Source organism: Pseudomonas sp. NPDC090201 (assembly GCF_044746825.1).
Classification (GTDB): Bacteria; Pseudomonadota; Gammaproteobacteria; order Pseudomonadales; family Pseudomonadaceae; genus Aquipseudomonas; species Aquipseudomonas putida_AD.
This window is the reverse complement of sequence record NZ_JBIVCX010000004.1, coordinates 467,029-491,063: the sequence shown is the minus strand read 5'-3', so window position 1 is coordinate 491,063 and position 24,035 is coordinate 467,029. Positions and strand designations below refer to the sequence as shown.

Genomic DNA, 24,035 nt, shown 5'->3' with positions numbered 1-24,035 from the left:
GGAGTCGAGGGAAGTCCGAAGGACCCTAGCCAGGAGCAAATGGTTTGCCTACTTTCCCGGAAGAAAGTAGGTCGCCCGTAAGGGGCGAAACCCTAAGCTAAAAACCCCCGCGAAAACGGATATACACCCGACCTCAGCGTTGCAAGAAGACGCGGAGCGTCAGACAACGCATTCCCACGCGGAGCGTGGGAACGATCATAACCAGCGGGATTTCCGCCGATTTTTTGAAAGAACCACTAATCATCCCGCCCCCTCAATCGTCTTCTAGATAACGCCTCCTGCACGCAGGCGATTTCCATCTGAAGAGGTTTTGCATATGAGCTTTGACGGCGAAAACACCCAGTTCCGGGTCGTGATCAATCACGAAGAACAATACTCCATCTGGCCTGACTACAAGGCCATCCCCGAAGGCTGGAAAAGCGTTGGCGTCGAAGGCGACAAACAGACCTGCCTCAACTACATCGAAACCACCTGGACCGACATGCGCCCGCTGAGCCTGCGCAAGGCCATGGCCTGAATCAGACAAACCCATTTGCCTGCGGAGCGACCTGCCCATGAACATGAGCATGCTCACGCCACACCAGCTCCACCTCGAAACCGGCTTTCCGCTGCGCGTCTACCCAGCCCAGGCGGGTGCATCGCTGGCGGCGCAATTCCAGTCCCTGCGCGGCGTGGTCGAGCGGATGCTCGAACGCGACGGTGCCATCCTGTTCAGCGGTTTCGACAGCGAAGGCGTCGAAGGCTTCCAGCGTTTCGCTGCAGCCTTCGGCCACCCGTTGCTCAACTACGAGTTCGGCTCCACCCCGCGCAGCAAGGTCGGTGGCAAGGGCGTCTACACCTCCACCGAATACCCCGCGCACCGCTCGATCCCGCTGCACAACGAACAGGCCTACACCACCGAATGGCCGATGCGCATCTGGTTCTACTGCGCCAAGGCCGCAGCCAGTGGCGGCGAGACGCCGATTGCCGACAGCCGAGAAGTGTTCCGCCGCATCGACCCGGCGCTGCGCAAACGCTTCGAAGAGAAGCGCCTGATGTACGTGCGCAACTACGGCAACGGCCTGGACCTGACCTGGGAGCAGGTGTTCAACACCGAGCAACGCAGCGAGGTCGAAGCCTACTGCCGCAAGCGCGGCATCCAGTACGAGTGGACCGAGGACGGCGACCTGCGCACCCGCGAGCAGGTCCAGGGCGTGGCGCAACATCCACGCACCAGAGACTGGGTCTGGTTCAATCAGGCGCACCTGTTCCACCTCTCCAACCTCGATCCGGAAATGCAGGAAATCCTGCTGGAAACCGTGGGCGAGGAGGGCCTGCCGCGTAACGTCTACTACGGCGACGGCAGCCCGCTGGAAGACGACGCCCTGGCGCAGATTCGCGGCGTGCTCGCGCAATGCGAGGTGGTGTTCCCCTGGCAGACCGGCGATGTGTTGATGCTCGACAACATGCTCGTCGCCCACTCGCGCAAGCCCTTCAGCGGCGAGCGCAAAGTGGTGGTCGCCATGGCCGAAGGCGTCAACGGTCACACGCTGCACAACACTCCATGAGTTCGAAATCCATGCAAAAAACCAAGCTTGTGTACGTCTGGTCGTTGCGCAACGGGGCGGCCGACAAGGCCGGTCAGTATGTCGACTACCACGGCGAGAAACGCTACATGAAGTCGCCCCTGGAGTTCCTGGTGCAGGCGCTCAACGACACGCCGCTGGGGGATTACTACTCCCTGGAAGCGGTGATCTGCGACGACAACCCGCAATCGCCCCGCGACCGGGAAAACATCAGGGAATACGGCTTCGCGCCGGGGCAGGGCGAGCACTGGTTCTATCCTGCCGGGCTCAAGGTGCAGGGGCGCCTGGTCAATGACCTGCTGGAAAACGTGCCATCCACCTACCGTGCCCTGCCTCTGGGCGATACGGGCCGTCCGGCGGGCAAGTCGGATTTCGAGCGTCGTCTGGGCGAGCGGCTGCATGCCCTCGAAGCGGAGGTCGTGGTGCTCGATGGCCTGCTGGTGATCCTCGATGAATTGGTCCGTCCGGGTGCGGATTTCCATCGGCGTATCGTCAACATCCATCCGGGCATCACCCGCCTGGAATCGCCCTACGAGCGTCGCGGCGCCTACGCCACCCTCGACGCGCTGTACGGCGCCAGTGGCAAGAAGGTGATCGACTGGAAGACCCGCGAAACCGTGGACATCCCGGTGGTGGACATGACCGGCGCCTCGTTCCATTACGTCGATAACGGCATCGATTCGGGCGAGGTGATCTTCGACGTCCTCGACACGCCCATCGCCCCCGACGACACCATCCTGGAACTGCGCTGGAACAACTTCAACAACAGCCTGTTCCCGGCGCTGGAGCAGGGGTTGCTGGTGCTGGCGCGGCGTCAGCCTCATTAAAGGTCGAACCACACAAACGGCGCCAGCGCGATGATCCCCGCCCTGGCGCCGTTGTTCATTGCCGAGTTCGCCCATTACCGCGATGTGCTGGTACTGAACGACGACCCGCGCGAGGGCATTCCCCTGCGCACTTTGCTCGACCCCGAAATTTTCGATCAGGTGCTCGACCGCTTTGGCGCGCATTACGCCGAGGGTGACCGACGCGGTCTGGCATCGATCTGGACCAAGTACTATTTCATCAAGCTGATTCCGCCCGTGGTGGCCGCTTCGCTGGTTCTCGGTCATCGGCTGCCATTGCACCTGGAACGGCTGCAACTGGTGCTGGACGAGCAGGGCATGCCCCAGGCCTTCAAATTGCCTGACGCCGGCCAACGCTGGGCGTCGACACCCACGGATCCCTTCCAGCGTTTCGAAGAACTCCTCGAAGGCCATTTGCGTCCCTTCATCGACGGCGTCGCCGGGCATGTGCGCGTCTCGCCCAAAGTGCTGTGGAGCAATGCCGGCAATTACTTCGAGTGGTTGCTGGGCGTGCTTGCCGCTGGCGTTCCCCACGCCGACCTGGGCCACGGCCACGAACTGCTGGCCGCGCCGACCCAGCCTGACGGCACGCGCAACCCGCTGTATCAGCCGGTGCGCTACGTCAAAGTGATCGGACAACATGGCCTCAAGCGACAGCGTCGGGTGTGTTGCGTGCGCTATCTGGTAGGGGGACTCGAGTACTGCGAGAACTGCCCGCTGCCCGCCCGTGAACGCCGGCTTGAGTGCGCGCTGATTAAATCTGCCAACTGATTGGCGTCAATTTGCCATCAATTTATTTCAAGATGTACGATCACCGGCCGATAGGGGATAACCACACGACCAGGAGGTGATTCGTCTCATGAAGCTGACCGTCAAAAGCAAGCTGCTCTGTCTTGCCATCGTTCCCGCGTTGCTGTTCGCCCTGATTCTCAGTGGCGTGGCCGCATGGATGTTGCAAAACAGTGCCAATCAGGAAATGAAGGAAACCCGTGAGCAACTGGTGGAACGCAACCGCCAGGTGCTGAAAAACTATGTCGATGTCGCGCTGACCACCATCAAGCCGCTGCACGACGCTTCCGCCAAAGGCGACATGGCCGCGAGGGACAAGGCGCTGGAACTGCTCAAGCCGATGAAGTACGGCGAGGACGGTTACTTCTTTGGCTACGACACCAAGGGCGTGCGCATCTTCCGGGGCGACAGTCCGGCCGGTGTCGGCAAGAGCTTCTGGGACACCCGCGATCCCGATGGCTCGTATCACTACCAGACCTTCGTCGAGGTCGCCAAGAACGCCAAGCATTACATCGACTACGCGGCGCCCAAGCCGGGTGACGAAGCGGTGCAGGTGCCCAAGCTGGGTTACACCGTGTTCCTGGACAAGTGGGACATGGTGCTGGGCAGCGCGATCAACATGGACGACATCGACGCCGCCATGGTGCTGGAACAGCAAGCGGTGACCAGCCGTACCCGCAGCATTCTGGCCAGCGTGTTCGTGGTGACCCTGATCCTGCTGCTGGTGACCGCTGCTGCCGGTGTCTGGACTGCCAACGGTATCGTGCGTCCGCTGCGTATTCTCAAGACCAACCTGGATGACATCGCCGCCGGCGACGGCGACCTGACCCACCGTCTGGTGGTGACCAGCCGCGACGAGTTGGGTGATCTGGCCGTGTCGTTCAACCTGTTCGTCGACAAGATCCACGCCATGGTCCGGCAGATAGCGCAGATGACCACGGATCTTGCAGGCCTGGTGGACCAGGCGACGCAGCAGACCCAGCGTTCCGAGGTGGCCATGCAGCGTCAGCGCGAGGAAACCGACCAGGTGGCGACAGCGATTCACGAGATGTCCGCCGCGGCCCAGGAAGTGGCCCTCAGCGCCCAGCGTGCCGCCGAAGCCGCCAGCGAAACCGACCAGCAAGGCCAGGCCGCACGCAAGGTGGTGGGCACCAGCATCACCGGCATGAGTTCGCTGGTCGATGACATCCGCTTGAGCGGCACCAGCCTGGACAACCTGCAACAGGACGTGCGCTCCATCGTCTCGGTGCTCGACGTGATTCGTTCGATTGCCGAGCAGACCAACCTGCTGGCGCTCAACGCGGCCATCGAGGCGGCACGGGCCGGGGAAGCCGGGCGTGGTTTTGCCGTGGTCGCCGACGAGGTTCGCGCGCTGGCCAGCCGTACCCAGCAGAGCACCCAGGAAATCCAGGGCATGATCACCCGCCTTGAAACAGGCACCCATGCCTCGGTCGCGGCCATGCGCCGTTCCACCGAAGCGGGCGAGGGCGCCAACCAGCAGACCAACGAAGTCGGCGTCTCGCTGGATTCCATCTCGGGCCTGATAGGCACCATCAATGCCATGAACGCGCAGATCGCCAGTGCCGCCGAAGAGCAGACCTCGGTCGCCGAGGAGATCAACCGCAGCGTGCACCAGATCGCCGGCGCCGTGGAAAACCTCGCCGAGGAAACCGAGCAGAGCGCCCGCACCATGCGCGACGTTTCGGCACTGGGTAACAACCTCAGCGCGCTGGTAGGGCAGTTCAAGATTTGATGAATCGTTTAACCCGTCCCTGCTCGTAGCCGAGGGCGGCAATAGCTGGTTTAGTAACGCCCGATTGCTTAGCTATCTAATGATTAGCTGGCAATCGAATCTCCCGGCACGAAGGCTGTGCAAGCCTTCGCGTACGGGCGATGCATAACGAGAGCCACGACAAGAGGCCGTAACACCCCACAAGAAAAACGCAGCACACCCGTGTTCAGTCCGAGGAGTAAAACCCGATGTTCGATGACGACACGTCACCGGCGCGGCGCGATTTCCTGCGCAAGTCGTTGACCCTTATCCCCGTGGTAACCCTGGCCAGTGCCGGCCTTCCCGGCACCTCCTTCGCGCAGACGCCGGCAAGCGACGCCGCCCAGGCCGCGCAACCGGTAGCCCCGGCAGTGCCCGGCGACTACAAGCCGACCTTCTTCACCCCGCAGGAGTGGGCCTTTCTGATCGCCGCCTGTGACCGGTTGATCCCGTCGGATCACGTCGGCCCCGGTGCCGTCGAGCTTGGCGTGCCGGAGTTTCTCGACCGCCACATGCAGACGCCCTACGCCAACGGCGGTATCTGGTACATGCAAGGCCCGTTTCTGGAGGCCGCGCCCGAGTTCGGTTACCAGGGCCGCCTGAACCTGCGCGAAACCCTGCGCATTGGCATCAAGGCCATGGACGAGAGCTGCAAGAGCACCTTCTCCGGCAAGGTCTTCGCCGAGCTGTCCCATCCGCAGCAGGAAGAACTGCTCAAGGCCGCCGAGAGCGGCAAGCTTGCGCTGCAGGACATCTCGTCGAAGTTGTTCTTCACCAATCTGCTCAACGAGGTGCGCAACGGCTACTTCGCCGATCCGTCCCACGGTGGCAACAAGAACATGGGCGCGTGGAAGATGATCGGCTATCCGGGCATGCGCGCCGATTACATGGACTGGGTCACGGTGCGCGACAAGCCGTATCCATTGCCGCCAGTCGATCTGGCCGGACGGAGGGGCTGAACATGGCAACTGCAAAACCTAAAGTGGACGCCGTCATCGTCGGCATGGGCTGGACAGGCGCGATCCTGGCCAAGGAACTGACCGACGCCGGCCTGCACGTGGTGGTGCTGGAACGCGGCGCCGACCGCGACACCCAGCCGGATTTCGCCTACCCCAAGGTGGTCGACGAACTGGAAGGTTCGGTGCATCGTCGCTACCTGCAAAGCCTGTCCCAGGAAACCGTCACCGCCCGTCACGGCCTCAACGGCACCGCCGTGCCATATCGCCAGATGGGATCGTTCAAGCCGGGCACCGGTGTGGGCGGGGCGGGCAGTCACTGGTCGGGCTGCCACTTCCGCGCACTGCCGGAAGACTTCAAGCTGCGCAGCAATGTCGAGCAGCGCTATGGCGCGAAATTCATCCCCAGCGACATGAGCATCCAGGACTTCCCGGTCAGCTATGAGGACCTGGAACCGCATTTCGATCACTTCGAATATGTCTGCGGCACCTCGGGCAAGGCCGGGGTGATCCAGGGCGTGAAACAGGCCGGCGGCAACCCGTTCGAAGGCTCGCGTTCCCGTGAATTCCCGCTGGGGCCCAACCCCAATTACCTGGGCGCGGAGATGTTCTACAAGGGCGCCCGCGAGATGGGCTGGGATCCGTACCCGATTCCCGCTTCAAACGCCTCGGGACCTTACGTCAACCCCTACGGCTGCCAGATGGGCCCGTGTAACGCCTGCGGTTTCTGCAGCGACTACGGCTGCCTGAACTACTCCAAGGCCAGCCCCAACATCAGCATTCTGCCGGTGCTGCGCCAGCGCAAGAACTTCGAGCTGCGCACCCACGCGCAAGTGCTCAAGGTCAATCTGGACAGCGACGGCAAGAAGGCCACCGGCGTGACCTACCTCGACGCCCAGGGCCGGGAAGTCGAGCAGCAGGCCGACCTGGTGCTGCTGTGCGCGTTCTCGCTGTACAACGTGCACCTGATGCTGCTGTCGGGCATCGGCAAACCCTATGACCCGCAGACCGGCGAAGGCACGGTGGGGCGCAACTATTCCTACCAGAACCTCAACCGCGTGGTGCTGTTCTTCAACAAGGACGTGCAGGCCAACCAGTTCATCGGGATCGGCGGCGCCGGCACCACCATGGACAACCTCAACGGCAACCAGTTGGACAATGCCAAGGCCGGTTTCGTCGGCGGCGGCATCATCTGGGCACGTCAGCCGGGTGCCGGGCCGGTGCGCGGAATCAACGTGCCGCCGGGCACGCCGAACTGGGGCACGGCCTGGAAACAGGCGGCCAGCGATGCGTTCCGCCACTCGTTCTATTTCGAGGTGCAGGGCGCGTGCATGTCCTACAAGCAGCATTACCTGAGCCTGGACCCGACCTACAAGGACGGTTTCGGCAGGCCGCTGTTGCGCATGACCTTCGACTGGCACGACAACGAGGTCAAGGCGTCGCAGTTCCTGGTGGGCAAGGCCATGGAGATGTCGAAGATCCTCAACCCGACCGCCATGTCCGGCGACGCCAAGAAGCCGGGCGAGCACTACAACATCACCAAGTACCAGAGCACTCACACCTGCGGTGGCGCGATCATGGGCAGCGATCCGAAGACCTCGGCGCTCAACCGCTACCTGCAATCGTGGGACGTGCATAACGTGTTCGCCATCGGCGCCAACGCCTTCCCGCAGAACAACGGCTATAACCCGACCGGTATGGTGGGTGCGCTGGCGTACTGGTCTGCCAAGGCCATTCGCGAGCAGTACCTGAAAAACCCCGGCCCGCTGGTTCAGGCATAAGGAGAAACAACGATGAAAAAGTTTCTCTTGAGCCTTATCGCACTGGGCGTGCTGGTGTTCGTGGCGCTGTTCACGTTCGCCCTGTGGCCCACTTCAACGCCTGCGTTGAGTGCCTCGGCGAGCATCGACCAGGCGTTGATCGACAAGGGCCGCTACCTGGCCGACGCCGGTGACTGCACCGCCTGCCACACCAGCAAGGGCGGGCAGCCGTTCGCCGGTGGCCTGCCGATCGCCTCGCCGGTGGGCACGCTGTACAGCACCAACATCACGCCGGACAAGGACACCGGCATTGGCAAGTACTCGCTGGACGAGTTCGACCGCGCGCTGCGTCACGGCATCGCGGCCAACGGCGACAGCCTGTACCCGGCCATGCCGTTCCCGTCCTATGCCCGCGCCAGCGACGATGACGTGCGCGCGTTGTATGCGTACTTCATGCAGGGCGTGGAGCCGGTGAAAGCCGACAATCGCGCCAACGACGTGCCCTGGCCGTTGTCGATGCGCTGGCCGCTGGCGATCTGGCGCAAGGTGTTCGCACCGGCGCCGCAAGCGGTGGCGTTCGATGCGGCGCGTTACCAGGACCCGCAGATCGCTCGCGGCGCCTATCTGGTGCAGGGCCTGGGGCATTGCGGCAGTTGCCACACGCCGCGTGCACTGACCTTGCAGGAAAAGGCGCTGGATGAGTCGCGCAGCGAGTACCTGGCCGGCGGCCCGGTGATCGATGGCTGGCTGGCGGTGAACCTGCGCGCCAACCCGGCAGACGGCCTGGGCAACTGGAGCGCCGATGACATCGTCGCGACCCTGCGCAGCGCCCGCAGCGAAACCCACGCGGTACTGGGTGGGGCCATGGGCGATGTGGTGGTGCACAGCACCCAGCACCTGAACGACGCCGACCTGCACGCCGTGGCGGCCTACCTGAAGAGCCTGCCGCCGAGCGCCCATTCGGTGTCGAGCTTCAAGGCCGATCCGGCCACCGCCAAGGCGTTGCAGGCAGGGCAGGAGAGCGGTCGCGGCGCCGAGCTGTACGTCGACAACTGCGCAGCCTGCCATCGCACCGACGGCCAGGGCTATCAGCGGGTATTCCCGAAGATCGCCGGCAACTCGTCAGTGCTGTCGCAGGATCCGGTGTCGATGATTCGTCTGGTGCTGACTGGCAGCAAACTGCCGGCTACGGCAACGGCGCCGTCGGAACTGGGCATGCCGGGCTTTGCCTGGCGCATGTCCGATGAAGAAGTGGCGCAACTGCTGACCTTCATCCGCAGCAACTGGGGCAACCAGGCGCCTGCGGTGAAAGCCAGCCAGGTCGCCGAACTGCGCGCGACTTTGCCCAAGCCATAAAAGCAGAAGCGGCGTCACGCGCAATGCATGACGCCGCTTTTTTTCATCAAATCTGCCCCCCCAACCTGTAGGAGCGCGCTTGCCCGCGACGGCGGTGCATCAGACGATGCAGGAGCTAATGACACACCGCTGTCGCGGGCAAGCGCGCTCCTACAGGGCAGGGATACCATCAGATATCGGTAGACCGCGTCACCGCTTCCCACGCCGTGATCTCGGCTTCAAGCTGCGCCAGTTTGTCCCGCACCAGTTTCAGCGCATCGCTGCCCAGCAGCAGGTGGGCGGGTGGGTTGTCGCTGGCGATCAGCTTGAGCATCGCGTCGGCGGCCTTGACCGGGTCGCCCGGCTGTTTGCCGCTGCGTTCCTCGCGGGCCTTGCGGACCGGATCGAAGCTCTCATCGTAATCGGCGATCTGCCGGGGCGCCCGTTGCATTGAACGGCCCGCCCAGTCGGTGCGAAATCCACCCGGCGCCACCGCCGTGACGAAGACATTGAACGGCTTGAGCTCCTTGCCCAGCGATTCGGAAATCCCCTCCAGAGCGAACTTGCTGCCGTGGTAATAGGAAATCCCCGGCATGGTAATGAAGCCGCCCATGGAGGTGATATTGATGATGTGGCCGCTGCGGCGCTGGCGGAACAACGGCGCGAACGCCTTGATCATCGCCACCGCGCCATACACGTTCACATCGAACTGCTGGCGAAGATCGTCCAGCGACGACTCTTCCAGAATCCCCTCATGGCCGTAACCGGCGTTGTTGACCAGCACGTCCACCGGGCCATAGGCGGTGTCGACGTCATTGATGACGCTGTCGATGGCCGAGAATTCGGTCACGTCCAGCAGTACGCCATGGGCGCGCCCCGGTGCCTGGGCTTCGAAGTCCGCCAGCGCCTGAGGGTTGCGCAAGGTGCCGATGACCTTGTGCCCGGCGGCCAGCGCCTGTTGCGCCAGGGCCCTGCCGAAGCCTGTGCTGACGCCGGTGATGAACAGGGTTTTGGTATCGCTCATGTGATGTACCTCGTCAAACGTGATGCCGTGGCTGTAAGACCCCCATGTTAGAAACATTGACGTGGCGGGCGATGGATCAGTTCTACGCGATGCTTGCCTGATCCTGCCGTGGCGTTTAGACCGCGTTGCGGGTGACCAGGCGCAATCCGCTGGCAACGCTGCCCACCGCCGCAAACCCGGCGCCGATGCTCAACGCCAGCACCGGGCCGTGTTCGCTGGAAATCCCGAAGCTCAAGGCCACCAGCGCCGCCCCTGTGGCCTGGCCGATCAGGCGCGCCGTGGCGATGGTGCCGCTGGCGCCACTGGAACGTGACCTCGGGGCGCTGGTCATCAGGGCTTTCTGGTTCGGCGCCTGGAAGAAGCCAAAGCCGATGCCGCACAGGACCATCCGCGCGGCGATGGCCACCACGCTGGCGTCGGCGGGCATGGTCGCCAGGGAAATCATCCCGCAGCACAGCAAGGCCAGCCCTATGCCGCCCAGCAGCCCCGGTTGATAACGGTCGGACATGCGTCCGGCGAACGGCGCGATCATCGCCACCACGACCGACCAGGGCGTCATCAGAAAGCCGGTCTGCACCGGGTCGCGGCCCAGTGTCGCCTCGAAAAAGAACGGCAACGAGACAAACGCCAGGCCCTGGGTCGCGAAGGAGCAGAAAGCCGTCAGTGCCGACAACGCAAACATTGGCCGCTTGAGCAGGTCCAGTGGAAACATCGGCGCCGGGTGCCCTGTCTCGCGTTTGATCATTGCCGCGCCGCACACCAGGAACACCGCCAGGGCAATCAGCACGCTGGCCAGCGAGCCCAGTTGCGCGGCCTGGCTTAGGGCAAAGATCAGCGCGCCAAAGGTCAGGACGTTGAGCAGCGCGGTGACGCGGTCGAAGGTCAGGCTGCCGGGCTTGACCACCGGCAACGAGTTCCAGGCGAACACTAGGGCGAACACGCCGATGGGCAGGTTGATCGCGAACAGCCACGGCCAACTGGCGACCGACAGCACCAGCGAGGCGATGGTCGGGCCGATGGAGAACGATGTGCCGACTACCAGCGCGTTCATGCCCAAACCACGGCCCAGGCGCTCAGGGGGGAAGATGGAACTGATCAGTCCGGCGTTGACGCTCATGATCGCGCTGGCGCCCAGGCCTTGCAGCACGCGGGCGATGGTCAGGGTTTCCAGGGACCAGGAGAAGGTGCACAGCGCCGACGACAGCACGAACAGCATCAGCCCGCCGAGGTAGACCTTGCGCTGGCCCAGCACCCCGCCCAGCGCCGCGAAGGGCAAGAGCGTGGCGACGGCGGCGAGCTGGTAGGCGTTGATGATCCACACCGACGCAGCGGGGGAGGCTTTCAGGTCTGCGGCAATGGCGGGCAGGGCGGTATTGGCGATGGCCGTGTCGAGGGTGGCCAGGGCGATGGACAAGAGAATCGCCACCATGCCGCGAAATTCGCGGGAGGTGAGCTTGTCATTGATCGGGGGAGGGTTCTGGGTAGCCGGCTGACCAGGCAGCTGGGTGGTGGACTGGACCATTATCGACAACGCTCCGGGCATCGCGGCAGACAAGGCTGCCAAGGCAGGCGAAAGCGCTATGGTGCCTATTGGTTAGGCAGCTATGCAATGGACAAATCCACGATGTTTAGCCCCGATGGTGGCCGCCTCCTGTAGGAGCGCTTGCCCGCGACCGCGGTGTGTCAGAAATTACGATGCCACCAGACACACCGCCGTCGCGGGCAAGCGCGCTCCTACAATATTGATCCCGGCAATCAACCCCCGGCCGTATCGATATCCCGGTCCGTCTCACCCGTCTGGTTCTCTTCCTTGGTGGTGTCCGGCGACTCGTGTTCCTCGGGCTCGAAGTCCGGGGTGTAGCTGTTATCTTCGGTTGTTTCCCCGTTGGTCTTCTCCGGATCGATGCCCGGGTCGTTACGTTCGGTGCTCTGGTCGTTCATATACCTCTCCTCGCAAGCCCTGTTGAACGGGTCTTGTTGATATCGAGGGCAGGGCGGCGCAGGGGTTCGATCAATCCGCCGATCGGTCAGGCGTTGCGCCAGGCACCGGTCACCGGCAACCGGCTACCCAGACGGTAGCGCGAAGAAGGGTGGACCAACCGCACGAAGGTCACCACCCGGTCCTTGTGCCAGGTGCGGCGCATCAGGACCAGGCACGGCTCGCTGGCGTCGATCTGCAGGTGCCGGGCCTCGTCGGCGCTGGGGTGGCCAGCCTCGACGATGTGCTCCATTTCGTCCGGCTCGATGATCTGCAACAGATAGCGCGCCGACTGCACCTGGTCACCAAAGGGTTGTTGCAGAAAGTCCGGCGCCGTTTGCGGGTTTACATAACGATCTTCCAGTTGCACCGCGACATCTTCCTCGTAATGCACGCACAGCAGGTGAAACACCGAGGCGCCGGTGGTCAGCGAGAGGGCGGCGGCAATGGGCATCGACGCCGCTTCCCGGCCCAGGTGCAGCACCTGGCAGCAATAACGGTGACCGCGGGCCAGAATCTCGTCGGCGATGTTGGTGATCTGCAACAGGTTCGACTGCGGCTTGGTCTGCGCCACGAAGGTGCCGACCCCGGACACCCGCACCAGCCGGCCTTCCTCGCTGAGCTCGCGCAAGGCGCGGTTGACCGTCATGCGCGACATGCCCAGCTCCAGCACCAGACGGTTCTCCGATGGGATCAGGTCACCGGGTTTCCATTCGCCCGAGGCGAGTTTGCCATGGACGAAATCCTTGGCCTGGCGATACAGAGCCTGTGGTGCCGGCTTGTCCATCACAACCTCCCAGGTTTATGCGTCCCTGTAGGAGCGCGCTTGCCCGCGATTGCGGTGTGTCAGATACGGATACTTGAATGACACACCGCAATCGCGGGCAAGCGCGCTCCTACAGTGGGTTGCCGGCAATCACTTACCACCGTCCTGCCAGAACGCATTGCGATCCAGGTAGTTCTGCAGGAACTGCTGCAGGCGCGGCTGGGTGGCGTTGTGGAAGATGTCCCGGGGTGTGCCGCGGGTGACCACTTCGCCCTGGTCGAGGAAAATCACCGAGTCGGCCACCTGGGCGGCAAAGCCCATTTCGTGGGTGACCACGACCATGGTCATGCCTTCCTTGGCGAGGGTCTTCATCACCTGCAGCACCTCGCCCACCAGCTCCGGGTCCAGCGCTGAGGTGGGCTCGTCGAACAGCATGATGTGCGGCTCCATCGCCAGCGCCCGGGCAATCGCCACGCGCTGCTGTTGCCCGCCCGACAACTGCGCCGGGTAGCTGTCGGCCTTGTGCGCCAAGCCGACTTTCTCCAGCATCGCCATGCCACGCTTGCGCGCTTCGTCCGCCGGCAGCTTGCGTACCTGACGCAACGCCTCACACACATTGCCCAGCGCAGTCATGTGCGGCCACAGGTTGAACTGTTGGAAGACCATGCCGACGTTGCGCCGCACCTGGTTGATCTGTGACTGTGGCGCGCGCTTGCGGCCCCGGTCGGTTTCCTGCCAGCCGAGCAACTTGCCTTCGATGTGAATCTGGCCTTCGTCGTATTCCTCCAGAAACGCCATGCTGCGCAGCAGTGTGCTCTTGCCCGAACCCGAAGGCCCGATCAGGCACACCACTTCCGAGCGGCGCACCTCAAGGTCGATACCCTTGAGCACCCGCAACTGGCCGAAGCTCTTGCCGACCTTGCTCAGCGTGAGAATGGTGGGCTGCTCGCCGGGCGCGGTTGCAGAAGTCTTCATGCTGTCACCTTGTTGCTCGCTGGCTTGCTTACGTGGCTCGGCGCTCGCACCGCCACCAGGGATCAGAAAACTGTTCATCGTGCTTGCCTGTTCATGAAGCGGCCGACGCGGGTTTCCAGGAGCATGCCCAGCCGCGAGCACAGTTCCACCAGAATCAGGTAGCCGATGCACAGCATCAGCAGGGTTTCGACGAAGGCGAAGGTTTCCGAGCCGATGCCGGTCAGCACCATCGTCAGTTCCGGAATGGTGATGATCGACAGCACGGCGGTTTCCTTGCACAGCACGGTGATCATGTTGACCAGCGCCGGGAGAATGATCACCAGCATCTGCGGCACCTGGATGCGCCAGATGCATTGCAGGCGGGTGATGCCCAGGCAATCGGCCGCTTCCAGCTGGCCACGGGCGACGGACTCGAAGCCGGAACGGAAGATCTCGGCGAAATACACGCTGCCGTACACCCCAAGGCCCAGTATCCCCGCAGGGACTGGGTCCAGGCTCAGGCCGAAGGACGGCCCGCCGTAGTAGATCAGGAACAGTTGGACCAGAAACGGCGTGCTGCGGATCAGTTCGATGAACACCCGCAACGGTGCGCGCACCAGGCTGTTGCCGAACACCTGGGCGACGGCGATCAGCATCCCCAGGGCCATGCCCAGCACCACGCCGCTGCTCCAGGTGCCGAGGGTGACGAGGAATCCCGAGCCGATGTCGCCCAGGTGATCGGTGATGATGGTCGGATCGAAGATCATGCGCCGCGCTCCTTCAATCGACGTTCAAGCAGGCTGCCGCAGTACGCCAGCGGGATGTTGATGAGGCAGTAGAAGCCGGCCAGCATCAGGTAGTCCTGGACGAACATGTAGTCGCTGGCGGCGAGGTTCTGCGCGGTGCGAGTCAGGTCCGCCAGGCCGACCACCGAGACCAGCGAGGAGGCCTTGATCAGCAGGATCATTTCATTGACCAGCGAGGGCAGGGTCAGGCGCACGGCCTGGGGCACGCGGATGCGCAAGAGCATCTGCATGGCGCTCAGGCCCAGCAGGCCCGCTGCTTCCAGTTGCCCGCCAGGGATGGCCATGAAGCCGCCACGCATGATCTCGGCAATGTAGGCACCGGCCGCCAGCGACAGGCCGATGACCGCCGCCACGGTGGGCGAGACATTGGGCAGGCCGATGCGCGGCAGGAAGTAATAGATGAACAGCAACTGCACCAGCAGCGGAATGCCGCGGAACACGAAAATGTAGGCGCCACCCAGCCGGCGCAGCAATGGCACCGGTGACAGGCGCAGGCTGCCGACGATCACGCCGATGACAAAGCCGATTGCCAGGGCTGCGATGGAAACCTGCAACGTCACCCACAGGGCGTCGAGCAGGAGCGGGGCATTTTGCTGTAGCAAGGGCCAATCGAACACGGTGTGACTCCAATGTTACCGGACCTGTAGGAGCGCGCTTGGTCTGGGCCGTATCCGGACGATTGCGGTGTGTCTGGAATTACTATGTCGCCTGACACACCGTCGTCGCGGGCAAGCGCGCTCCTACAGGAGGTGTTGCCGATATTTGCGCCGACTCACCACGTCGGTTCGAAATCACCCTTGGGCACGTCCATTTCTGCGCCCAGCCATTTCTTCTGCAGGGCGGCCAGGCGGCCGTCGTCGTGCATCTTCGTCATGGCGGCGTCGAGGGCGGCGATCAGGCTGTCGGCGTCGGCATCCTTGCGGCCCAGGTAGGCGAAGTAGGATTTCTTGCCGAACGGCGGTTGCACCACCTTGTACAGATTGGCCTTCTGCGACGCGACGAAGGAGATGTTCGGCAGCGAGTTGGCCACCGCGACGATGCGCTTGGCCGCGAGGTCCGCGTAGGCCTGGTTGTTGTCGACGTATTCGCGAATGGTCACCTTCTGCGGCAAGGTCGCGGCGAAGGTCTTCAGCTCTTCGAGTTGCGCCGAGCCCTTGCCTGCGCCCACGGTCTTGCCAGCGATGTCTTCGGGTTTCTTGATGCTGTCGTCCTTGGCACCGACCATCAACGCGACGGTGGCTTCGGCAATCGGCGAAACGAAGTGGTAACGCTCCTTGCGCGCCTTGGTGACGATGATGGGGCCTGCCACCACGTCGAATTTCTTCGCCTCAAGGCCCGGCAATACGCTCGGCCATGGCAGGTCGAGGAACTTGATCTTGACCCCCAGCTCCTTGCCAAGCTCGGCGAACAGCTCCGAGTTCAGGCCCTGCTGCTTGCCCGCTTCGAGGTAATCGAAGGGGGCGAACTGCATTTCGGTGCCGACCACCAGCTCACCGGCCTTCTTCACATCGGCCAGTTGGTCGGCGTGCGCCGCCATGGGCAACCAGGCCAGTGCGACCGCGATGCTCAGGCTTTTCAACGTACTGCTGAATGGAAAATCGAGTTGCATGGTGCGCGCTCCTTCTTCGGCATTCAGCCGAATATTTTTCCGGGGTTGAGGATGTTGTTGGGGTCGAAACAGCGTTTGAGCTCGGCCATCGCATCCAGCGCTTCGTCACTGACCGAGTGGTGCAGGAACTCGCGCTTGAGCAGGCCGATACCATGTTCGGCGGACACCGCGCCGCCCAGTTCACCCACCGCGCGGTACACCAGTTCTTCGATTTCGAGGACCGGCGCAGGCTGCGGCAGGCTGTTGCAGTCCACGGTCAGGTGCAGGTTACTGTCCCCGATGTGGCCGAAATACACGCTGTGGTTGCCCGGCCAGCGCAGGTCCAGGCGCTGGCGACAGAGGTCGGCAAACTCGCCGATCTGGCCGATGGGCAGGCTGATGTCGAAGTTCAGCGGGGCGATGCGCACCGGGAATTCGCCGGTGGCCTCGCGGATCTTCCACAGGCTGCGCGCCTGGGTGTGGGAAGTGGCGAGTATCGCGTCGACCACTTCGCCAGCCTCGATGGCCGCCTCAAGTGTCTGCTCCAGCACGTTGCTGGTCGCCGAGGATTCGAGCAGCACATACAGCGGATGGTGATCGGGCATCGGCGCGACCGGGTTTTCCAGCCACGACACGCCCATGCGAAAGAAATCCTGCCACATCAACTCGTAGGCCTGGGGCGTCCCGGCGCTACGCTGGATGCGCCGCAACAGGGCGACGGCGCTTGTGTAGTCGGGCAGGGCGCAGAGCAGGGTGGTGGTCTGGCCGGGCTGCGGGGCGATTTTCAGTACCGCGCGGGTGATGACGCCCAGGGTGCCTTCGCTGCCGATGAAGTTCTGTTTGAGGTCATACCCGCAGTTGTTCTTGATCATCTTGTTCATCAGGTTCAGCACGCGTCCGTCGGCCAGCACCACCTCAAGGCCCAGCACCAGGTCGCGGGTCATGCCGTAGCGGATCACCGCGTTGCCGCCTGCGTTGGTCGCGATATTGCCGCCGATCTGGCAGGAACCGCGGGCGCCCAGGTCCAGCGCGAACAGGTAGCCGGCGTCGGCTACGGCCTGCTGGATGTCCTGCAGCGTGGTGCCGGCCTTGACCGTGACAGTGGCAGCGGCCGGGTCGATTTCCTCGATGCCGCGCAGGCGCTCCAGCGACAGGGCAAAGTCAGTGGCCCGTGGAACGGCGCCGCCCGCCAGCCCCGTCATGCCGCCTTGTGGCACCACGGCTTGCCCGGCAGCGTTGCAGATGCGCAGCGCGGTGGAGACTTGCCCCGTGTCCTTGGGCAGGATCAGCGCCGCAGGGCAGGCGGGGGCGTGGCGCGTCCAGTCGCTGAAGTGGCGCGGGTTGATCGCCTCGCCGGTCAGCACCTGGGCCTCGCCGAGGGCTTCGCGTAACTGGTCGATGGTCTGTTGCACGTCGCTCATGGGGTCAACTCACGGTAAAAGTGGCGCAGGCGCTGGGCCTGGCGCGCAGTTGATTCAGGTCCGGCTGGCCGAGCAGGGTCAGGGCCAGGCGCAGTTCGTGGGCGAGCAGGTCCAGCGCATGGCCCGCGCCGGCCTGTCCGCCGACCGCCACCCCGTACAAGGTCGCCCGGCCCAGCAGCACGGCGTCCGCGCCGAGGGCACAGGCCTTGAGAATGTCGGTGCCGCGCCGGATGCCGCTGTCGAGCAGGATGCTCAGGCGGCCTTTGACCACCGCAGCGATGGCGGGCAGGCAATCCAGGCTTGCAGGCACGCCGTCCAGTTGGCGGCCGCCATGGTTGGTGACCACGATGCCGTCCAGCCCCAGGTTCACGGCCTGCTCGGCGTCGTCGGGGTGCATCACGCCCTTGAGCAGCAGGCGATGCGGCCAGCGGTCACGCAAGCGCGCGAGAAATTCCCAGTTCAGCTGCTTTTCCATCTTCTCGCCAATGAAGTGCGCGGCGCCTGCGGCATTGCGCTGGTCGGCCGGCAGGTAGCGATCCAGATTGGCCATGCTGGGCATGCCCTGGGGCCACAGCGCCTGTTTGATCCAGCGCGGATGGCGCAGCACGTCGAGCTTGTTGCGCAGGCTCAATTGCCGAGGGCGGGCGAAGTTGCGCTTGTCCCATTCACGATTGCCCAGCAACACGGCATCGCTGGTCAGCAGCAAGGTCTGGCAGCCGACGTTTTCGGCACGCTGGATCAGGTCTTCCTGCACCTTGGGGTCGCTCATGCTGTAGAGCTGGAACCACAGGTTGACGTCAGGCACGGCTGCGGCGAGCTGTTCCAGCGAGCTGGTGGCCACCGTGCTCAGGGTGAAGGGCAGGCCGCGTTCGGTGGCAGCCCGTGCCAGGTGAATGTCGGCATCGCGATGGAGCATGCCGTTGTAGCCGGTCGGGGCGATGGCCATCGGCAGCGTCTGGGCACGGCCCAGCAGGGTACGGCGCGTGTCGGGTGTCTGCCAGGGCACCAATGTTCTGGGCAGCAGGCTGACCTCGGCAAAGGCCTGGCGATTTCGCTTCAAGGTCAGTTCTTCTTCGGCGCCGCCTTCCAGGTATTCCCAGGCGAAATGCGGCAGGCGTCGGCGGGCCATGTGGGCCAGTTCGGCGATGCTGTGGGCGCGAGCGAAGTCGGTACCTGAGTGATAGCGGCGCATGAAAATCCCTGGGCAAGCTGTATAGACAGCCAAGGCAAGATGCAGGCCAGTTCATGGCATAGGGACAGATGGCGCTCTGCCGCGCAGGACTTGCGCGGCGCTCTGCTGTGATGTCACCAAAAGTTGCACCGAATGGGGTCCCTGTGCCCGCTGCTGGGGCGTGTGGAAACCGGATGACAACGCAAACCGTAGGAGCGCGCTTGCCCGCGACGGCGGAGTGTCAGACCACGGATGTATTGCAGATGTACCGTGGTCGCGGGCAAGCGCGCTCCTACAGCAACGCGGGGTCTGCGGCGGCACACTAAATGCTTGCCCCTGTCTATACAGCTGCCGCCATCCATCCCATGAGGAGCCCGTATGACTGCCACCGCCAACCTCCCGCTGATCGACATGGCGGGTGTCCGCCAGGGCGACCAGGCTGCCATCGAGCGCGCCGGGGAGGCCATTCGCAAGGCCTGCAGCGAAATCAGTTTTTTCTACATCATCAATCACGGCGTGCCGCAGTCGGTGATCGACAACGCCATGGCGGCGGCCAAGACCTTCTTTGCCTACCCGGCCGAAACCAAGCGCAAGGTCGCAGTCAACAAGCGTCATCGCGGCTGGCATGCGCTGGGCGGAGCTTTGATGTACGAGGCCACCAAGCCGGACTTCAAGGAATTCTTCAGCATGGGGCTTGAGTTGCCCGAAGATGACCCCTGCGTGCTCGCCGGGGAAGCGCTGCGCGGGCCGAACCAGTGGCCGGATTTCATGCCCGAATTGCGCATGGCGCTGGATGCCTACTACGAGGAAATCGGGCTGGCGGGGGCCGATCTGTTGAAGGCGGTGGCGGTGGGGCTGGGGATCGCGCCGGATTTCTTCGCGCCCAAATACGGCAAGCGCCTGCAACGCACGCAGATGGTTTATTACCCGCCGCATCCACCGATGGCCGAGGCCGACCAGTTCGGCGTTGCGCCGCACACCGACTATGGCTGCATTACCTTGCTGTATCAGGACAACAGCGGCGGTTTGCAGGTGCGCGAACTGGGCAACAACAGTTGGATCGACGCCACGCCCATCGAGGGCAGCCTGGTGGTAAACGTGGGTGATCTGCTGGCGCGCTGGTCCAACGACCGTTTTCGTTCGACTTTGCACCGGGTCATCAACAAGTCAGGGCATGAGCGCTATTCCATCGCGACGTTCTACGATCCGACCTATAGCGCCGTTGTCGACCCTTGCGATTTGGGGATCGAACCGACCAGCAGCCTTTACCCGGCGGTGGCGGCAGGGGACTACATTCTCAAGCGGATCGATGATTCGATGGCGTATCGCAAGAAGGCGCAGTGAATCATCCCGGTGGTCGCTACGACCATCGCTGACCCGAACCCTGTAGGAGCGCGCTTGCCCGCGATGGCGCCCCTGAGATCGCCGACGCCGGCAAGCCGGACTGCTACGGTTAAACCCTGTAGGAGCGCGCTTGCCCGCGACGGCGCCCTCAAGATCGCCCCCGCCGGCAAGCCGTGCTGCTACGGGAATGAAAAAGGGGAAGCAGACCCGCGTCTGCTTCCCCTTCTGTCGCTTGCGGCTGTCGCTTAGATAACCGCCAGGATCGCCTTGGTCACTGCGTCGATATTGCTCTTGTTCAACGCAGCCACGCAGATGCGGCCGGTGTCCAGTGCGTAGATGCCGAACTCGTTGCGCAGGCGGTGGACCTGTTCGGTGGTCAGGCCCGAGTAGGAGAACATGCCGCGCTGGCGAGCGACGAAGCTGAAGTCCTGACCGGCTGCGTTGTTGGCCAGGCGGTTGGTCATCTCTTCACGCATGCCCTTGATCCGAACACGCATTTCGGCCAGTTCGTCTTCCCACTTCTGACGCAGCTGCGGGCTGTTCAGCACGGCGGCGACGATGGTGGCACCGTGGGTCGGCGGGTTGGAGTAGTTGGTGCGGATCACGCGCTTGACCTGGGACAGCACACGCGCGGTTTCTTCTTTCGAGTCGGTGACGATGGACAGCGCACCGACACGCTCGCCGTACAGCGAGAACGACTTGGAGAAGGAGCTGGAGGCGAAGAAGGTCAGGCCCGAATCGGCGAACAGGCGCACGGCGGCGGCGTCTTCGTCGATGCCGTCGCCAAAGCCCTGGTAGGCCATGTCCAGGAACGGCACGTGACCTTTGGCTTTCAGGACTTCGAGGACTTTTTTCCAGTCTTCGATCGTCAGGTCCACGCCGGTCGGGTTGTGGCAGCAGGCGTGTAGCACGACGATGGAGCCGGACGGCAGGTTTTGCAGGTCTTCGAGCATGCCGACGCGGTTCACGTCATGGGTGGCGGCGTCGTAGTAGCGGTAGTTCTGCACTGGGAAGCCCGCGGTTTCGAACAGGGCGCGGTGGTTTTCCCAGCTCGGGTCGCTGATGGCCACGACGGCGTTGGGCGACAGTTGCTTGAGGAAGTCAGCGCCGATCTTCAGGGCGCCAGTGCCGCCAACGGCCTGCACGGTCATCACGCGGCCCGAGGCCAGCAGTGGCGACTCGGCACCGAACAGCAGGGTTTGCACGGCCTTGTCATAGGCGGCGATGCCGTCGATTGGCAGGTAGCCACGGGGCACGTGTTGAGCGACACGAATTTCCTCTGCTTCGGCAACGGCACGCAGCAGCGGGATTTTCCCTTCTTCGTTGCTGTAAACGCCTACACCCAGGTTGACCTTGGTGGTACGGGTATCGGCGTTGAATGCTTCGTTGAGGCCCAGGATAGGATCGCGTGGTGCCATTTCGACAGCGGAAAACAGGCTCATTTTTGCGGCGGCTCTGAATAGGGAGTGAATGGGTTGCATCGCTCCGGCCGAATGCACTAGAGCGGTGCACAAACGGGGAGTCAGTATAGAGAGCATCGTGGGCGGGGGCGACAGGCGCGGGCAGGTTTTTTCCGGGTTTTTCCGATTTATTTCGACCATTAGTCATGTCTTGGGGACTAATCACTCAAGAGCGGCTTGAAAGCTGGCGTTATGGACTCCATTTGTAGTCCCATTACTTCTCTATACGTGCGTCTTTTCCTTTGACGGGATCAGTCGTCCGCGCTCATTTCGCGCCCGCCGGGCATTTCACCCGGCACAGGCGAACACAGGGGTCTGCTATGTCCGAGTTTCAGCTCGTTACCCGTTTTGCGCCGGCTGGCGACCAGCCCGAAGCGATCCGGCAGATGGTCGAAGGGATCGAGGCCGGTCTGTCGCACCAGACCCTGCTCGGCGTGACCGGCTCGGGCAAGACCTTCAGCATCGCCAACGTGATCCAGCAGGTGCAGCGCCCGACCCTGGTGCTGGCGCCGAACAAGACCCTGGCCGCGCAGTTGTATGGCGAGTTCAAGGCGTTCTTCCCCAACAACGCGGTCGAATACTTCGTCTCCTACTACGACTACTACCAGCCCGAAGCCTATGTGCCGTCTTCGGACACCTTCATCGAGAAGGATGCCTCGATCAACGACCACATCGAACAGATGCGCCTGTCGGCGACCAAGGCGCTGCTGGAGCGCAAGGACGCGATCATCGTCACCACGGTGTCGTGCATCTACGGTCTGGGCAGCCCGGAAACCTATCTGCGCATGGTCCTGCACGTGGACCGGGGCGACAAACTCGACCAGCGCGCCTTGCTGCGCCGCCTGGCTGACTTGCAGTACACCCGCAACGACATGGACTTCGCCCGTGCCACCTTCCGCGTGCGGGGCGATGTGATCGACATCTTCCCGGCCGAATCGGACCTGGAAGCCATCCGCATCGAGCTGTTCGACGATGAAGTGGAAAGCCTGTCGGCGTTCGACCCGCTCACCGGCGAGGTCATCCGCAAGCTGCCGCGCTTCACCTTCTACCCCAAGAGCCACTACGTGACCCCCCGGGAAACGCTGCTCGATGCCATGGAAGGGATCAAGGTCGAGCTGCAAGAGCGTCTGGAATACCTGCGCGGTGCCAACAAGCTGGTGGAAGCCCAGCGCCTTGAGCAGCGCACCCGGTTCGACCTGGAGATGATTCTGGAGCTGGGCTACTGCAACGGCATCGAGAACTACTCGCGCTACCTGTCCGGTCGCCCGGCCGGCGCGCCGCCACCGACCCTCTACGACTACCTGCCGCCGGACGCGCTGCTGGTGATCGACGAATCCCACGTCAGCGTGCCGCAGGTCGGCGCCATGTACAAAGGCGACCGCTCGCGCAAGGAAACCCTGGTCGAATATGGCTTCCGCCTGCCCTCGGCGCTGGACAACCGGCCGATGCGTTTCGATGAATGGGAAAGCGTCAGCCCGCAGACCATTTTCGTCTCCGCTACGCCCGGCCCCTATGAAGGCGAGCACGCGGGCAGGGTGGTGGAGCAGGTGGTGCGCCCGACCGGCCTGGTCGACCCGCAGATCGAAATCCGCCCGGCGCTGACCCAGGTCGATGACTTGCTCTCGGAGATCAAGAAACGTGTCGATCTGGAAGAGCGGGTGCTGGTCACCACCCTGACCAAGCGCATGTCCGAAGACCTCACTGACTACCTGGCCGACCACGGCGTGCGCGTGCGTTACCTGCACTCGGACATCGACACCGTGGAGCGGGTCGAGATCATTCGCGACCTGCGCCTTGGCACCTTCGATGTGCTGGTGGGGATCAACCTGCTGCGTGAAGGCCTGGATATGCCGGAAGTCTCGCTGGTGGCGATTCTGGACGCCGACAAGGAAGGCTTCCTGCGTTCCGAACGCTCGCTGATCCAGACCATCGGCCGCGCCGCGCGTAACCTCAATGGCCGGGCGATTCTCTACGCCGACAGCATGACCGGCTCCATGGAACGGGCGATTGGCGAGACCGAGCGCCGTCGCGACAAGCAGATTGCCTTCAACCTGGCAAACGGCATCACCCCCAAGGGCGTGGTCAAGGACATCACCGACATCATGGAAGGCGCCACCGTGCCCGGTTCGCGCAGCAAGAAGCGCAAGGGCATGGCCAAGGCCGCCGAGGAAAGCGCCAAGTACGAGGCCGAGCTGCGCTCGCCGAGCGAGATCAACAAGCGCATCCGTCAGATGGAAGAGAAGATGTACCAACTGGCCCGCGATCTGGAGTTCGAAGCCGCCGCGCAGACCCGCGACGAAATCGCCAAGCTGCGTGAGCGGTTGCTGGCGGTTTGAAGCGAAGAGCTCAATGGTCAACGCGTTCCGTAGCAGTCCGGCCGGGGGGGGGGGGGGGGGGGGGGGGGGGGGGGGGGGGGGGGGCGGGGGGGGGGGGGGGGGGGGGGGGGGGGGCCGCCGCCCACAAACCAGTGCCGGGGCGAACAAACAAAAAAAAACAACAACA

Annotated in this window: 21 protein-coding genes and 1 pseudogene; 11 read left to right on the top strand and 11 right to left on the bottom strand. The window is 63.5% G+C overall.

Annotated features, from left to right (window positions below; translation table 11 throughout):
* The first annotated feature begins 316 nt into the window (after window positions 1-316).
* The 9 genes and pseudogenes from ACIPOO_RS16400 (at window position 317) to ACIPOO_RS16360 (ending at window position 9,042) form a co-directional block, all read left to right on the top strand.
* On the top strand, window positions 317-517 hold the full coding sequence (locus tag ACIPOO_RS16400; RefSeq protein WP_081569556.1) for an MbtH family NRPS accessory protein: 201 nt from the start codon (window positions 317-319) through the stop codon (window positions 515-517).
* Between the two features lie 43 nt (window positions 518-560).
* Window positions 561-1,547: a TauD/TfdA family dioxygenase gene (locus ACIPOO_RS16395; protein WP_400608587.1), complete on the top strand. Its 987-nt coding sequence runs from the start codon at window positions 561-563 to the stop codon at window positions 1,545-1,547.
* Window positions 1,548-1,558: 11 nt separating this feature from the next.
* Window positions 1,559-2,392 (top strand): formyltransferase family protein, encoded by an 834-nt coding sequence (locus ACIPOO_RS16390; protein WP_274131358.1) that lies wholly within the window; start codon window positions 1,559-1,561, stop codon window positions 2,390-2,392.
* A gap of 30 nt (window positions 2,393-2,422) precedes the next feature.
* Window positions 2,423-3,181 (top strand): siderophore-iron reductase FhuF, encoded by a 759-nt coding sequence (gene fhuF / locus ACIPOO_RS16385; protein WP_400608567.1) that lies wholly within the window; start codon window positions 2,423-2,425, stop codon window positions 3,179-3,181.
* 88 nt (window positions 3,182-3,269) lie between these two features.
* Window positions 3,270-4,094 (top strand): annotated as a pseudogene (locus tag ACIPOO_RS16380) (cache domain-containing protein); the annotation flags it as partial.
* Between the two features lie 15 nt (window positions 4,095-4,109).
* Window positions 4,110-4,952, top strand: a complete 843-nt coding sequence (locus ACIPOO_RS16375) for a methyl-accepting chemotaxis protein (protein WP_400608586.1) — start codon at window positions 4,110-4,112, stop codon at window positions 4,950-4,952.
* Window positions 4,953-5,179: 227 nt separating this feature from the next.
* On the top strand, window positions 5,180-5,929 hold the full coding sequence (locus ACIPOO_RS16370; protein WP_400608566.1) for a gluconate 2-dehydrogenase subunit 3 family protein: 750 nt from the start codon (window positions 5,180-5,182) through the stop codon (window positions 5,927-5,929).
* Between the two features lie 2 nt (window positions 5,930-5,931).
* The gene (locus ACIPOO_RS16365; protein WP_400608565.1) at window positions 5,932-7,707 is read left to right on the top strand and encodes a GMC family oxidoreductase; all 1,776 of its coding nucleotides are present in this window, start codon (window positions 5,932-5,934) and stop codon (window positions 7,705-7,707) included.
* Between the two features lie 12 nt (window positions 7,708-7,719).
* The gene (locus ACIPOO_RS16360) at window positions 7,720-9,042 is read left to right on the top strand and encodes a c-type cytochrome (protein ID WP_400608564.1); all 1,323 of its coding nucleotides are present in this window, start codon (window positions 7,720-7,722) and stop codon (window positions 9,040-9,042) included.
* Between the two features lie 169 nt (window positions 9,043-9,211).
* Here ACIPOO_RS16360 and ACIPOO_RS16355 read toward each other — a convergent pair whose 3' ends face one another.
* The 10 genes from ACIPOO_RS16355 to ACIPOO_RS16310 form a co-directional block, all read right to left on the bottom strand.
* Complete coding sequence (locus ACIPOO_RS16355; RefSeq protein WP_400608563.1) at window positions 9,212-10,045, bottom strand: oxidoreductase; 834 nt, start codon at window positions 10,043-10,045, stop codon at window positions 9,212-9,214.
* A 115-nt stretch (window positions 10,046-10,160) separates the two neighbouring features.
* The gene (locus tag ACIPOO_RS16350; RefSeq protein ID WP_400608585.1) at window positions 10,161-11,474 is read right to left on the bottom strand and encodes an MFS transporter; all 1,314 of its coding nucleotides are present in this window, start codon (window positions 11,472-11,474) and stop codon (window positions 10,161-10,163) included.
* A 326-nt stretch (window positions 11,475-11,800) separates the two neighbouring features.
* Complete coding sequence (locus ACIPOO_RS16345; RefSeq protein ID WP_400608562.1) at window positions 11,801-11,986, bottom strand: hypothetical protein; 186 nt, start codon at window positions 11,984-11,986, stop codon at window positions 11,801-11,803.
* 86 nt (window positions 11,987-12,072) lie between these two features.
* On the bottom strand, window positions 12,073-12,810 hold the full coding sequence (gene hutC, locus ACIPOO_RS16340) for a histidine utilization repressor (protein ID WP_400608561.1): 738 nt from the start codon (window positions 12,808-12,810) through the stop codon (window positions 12,073-12,075).
* Window positions 12,811-12,939: 129 nt separating this feature from the next.
* On the bottom strand, window positions 12,940-13,764 hold the full coding sequence (locus tag ACIPOO_RS16335; RefSeq protein WP_400608560.1) for an amino acid ABC transporter ATP-binding protein: 825 nt from the start codon (window positions 13,762-13,764) through the stop codon (window positions 12,940-12,942).
* 74 nt (window positions 13,765-13,838) lie between these two features.
* Window positions 13,839-14,510: an amino acid ABC transporter permease gene (locus tag ACIPOO_RS16330; RefSeq protein ID WP_400608559.1), complete on the bottom strand. Its 672-nt coding sequence runs from the start codon at window positions 14,508-14,510 to the stop codon at window positions 13,839-13,841.
* Window positions 14,507-15,166, bottom strand: coding sequence for an amino acid ABC transporter permease (locus ACIPOO_RS16325; protein WP_400608558.1), 660 nt, complete (start codon window positions 15,164-15,166; stop codon window positions 14,507-14,509). The genes ACIPOO_RS16330 and ACIPOO_RS16325 overlap by 4 nt, the downstream gene beginning before the upstream one ends.
* Window positions 15,167-15,321: 155 nt before the next feature.
* Entirely contained in the window at window positions 15,322-16,158 is an 837-nt protein-coding gene (locus ACIPOO_RS16320) for a transporter substrate-binding domain-containing protein (RefSeq protein WP_274131346.1), read from the bottom strand.
* A gap of 23 nt (window positions 16,159-16,181) precedes the next feature.
* The gene (locus ACIPOO_RS16315; protein ID WP_400608557.1) at window positions 16,182-17,558 is read right to left on the bottom strand and encodes an FAD-binding oxidoreductase; all 1,377 of its coding nucleotides are present in this window, start codon (window positions 17,556-17,558) and stop codon (window positions 16,182-16,184) included.
* A 4-nt stretch (window positions 17,559-17,562) separates the two neighbouring features.
* Window positions 17,563-18,750, bottom strand: a complete 1,188-nt coding sequence (locus ACIPOO_RS16310) for an alpha-hydroxy acid oxidase (protein WP_400608556.1) — start codon at window positions 18,748-18,750, stop codon at window positions 17,563-17,565.
* Window positions 18,751-19,107: 357 nt separating this feature from the next.
* Here ACIPOO_RS16310 and ACIPOO_RS16305 point away from each other — a divergent pair, with 357 nt between their 5' ends.
* Window positions 19,108-20,073 (top strand): isopenicillin N synthase family dioxygenase, encoded by a 966-nt coding sequence (locus tag ACIPOO_RS16305; RefSeq protein ID WP_400608555.1) that lies wholly within the window; start codon window positions 19,108-19,110, stop codon window positions 20,071-20,073.
* A 245-nt stretch (window positions 20,074-20,318) separates the two neighbouring features.
* On the opposite strand, the gene ACIPOO_RS16300 is transcribed toward ACIPOO_RS16305, so the two are convergent.
* On the bottom strand, window positions 20,319-21,515 hold the full coding sequence (locus tag ACIPOO_RS16300; protein ID WP_400608554.1) for an amino acid aminotransferase: 1,197 nt from the start codon (window positions 21,513-21,515) through the stop codon (window positions 20,319-20,321).
* A gap of 338 nt (window positions 21,516-21,853) precedes the next feature.
* Between ACIPOO_RS16300 and uvrB the strand changes: the two genes are divergently transcribed.
* Window positions 21,854-23,869 (top strand): excinuclease ABC subunit UvrB, encoded by a 2,016-nt coding sequence (uvrB, locus tag ACIPOO_RS16295; RefSeq protein ID WP_400608553.1) that lies wholly within the window; start codon window positions 21,854-21,856, stop codon window positions 23,867-23,869.
* Window positions 23,870-24,035 lie beyond the last annotated feature (166 nt).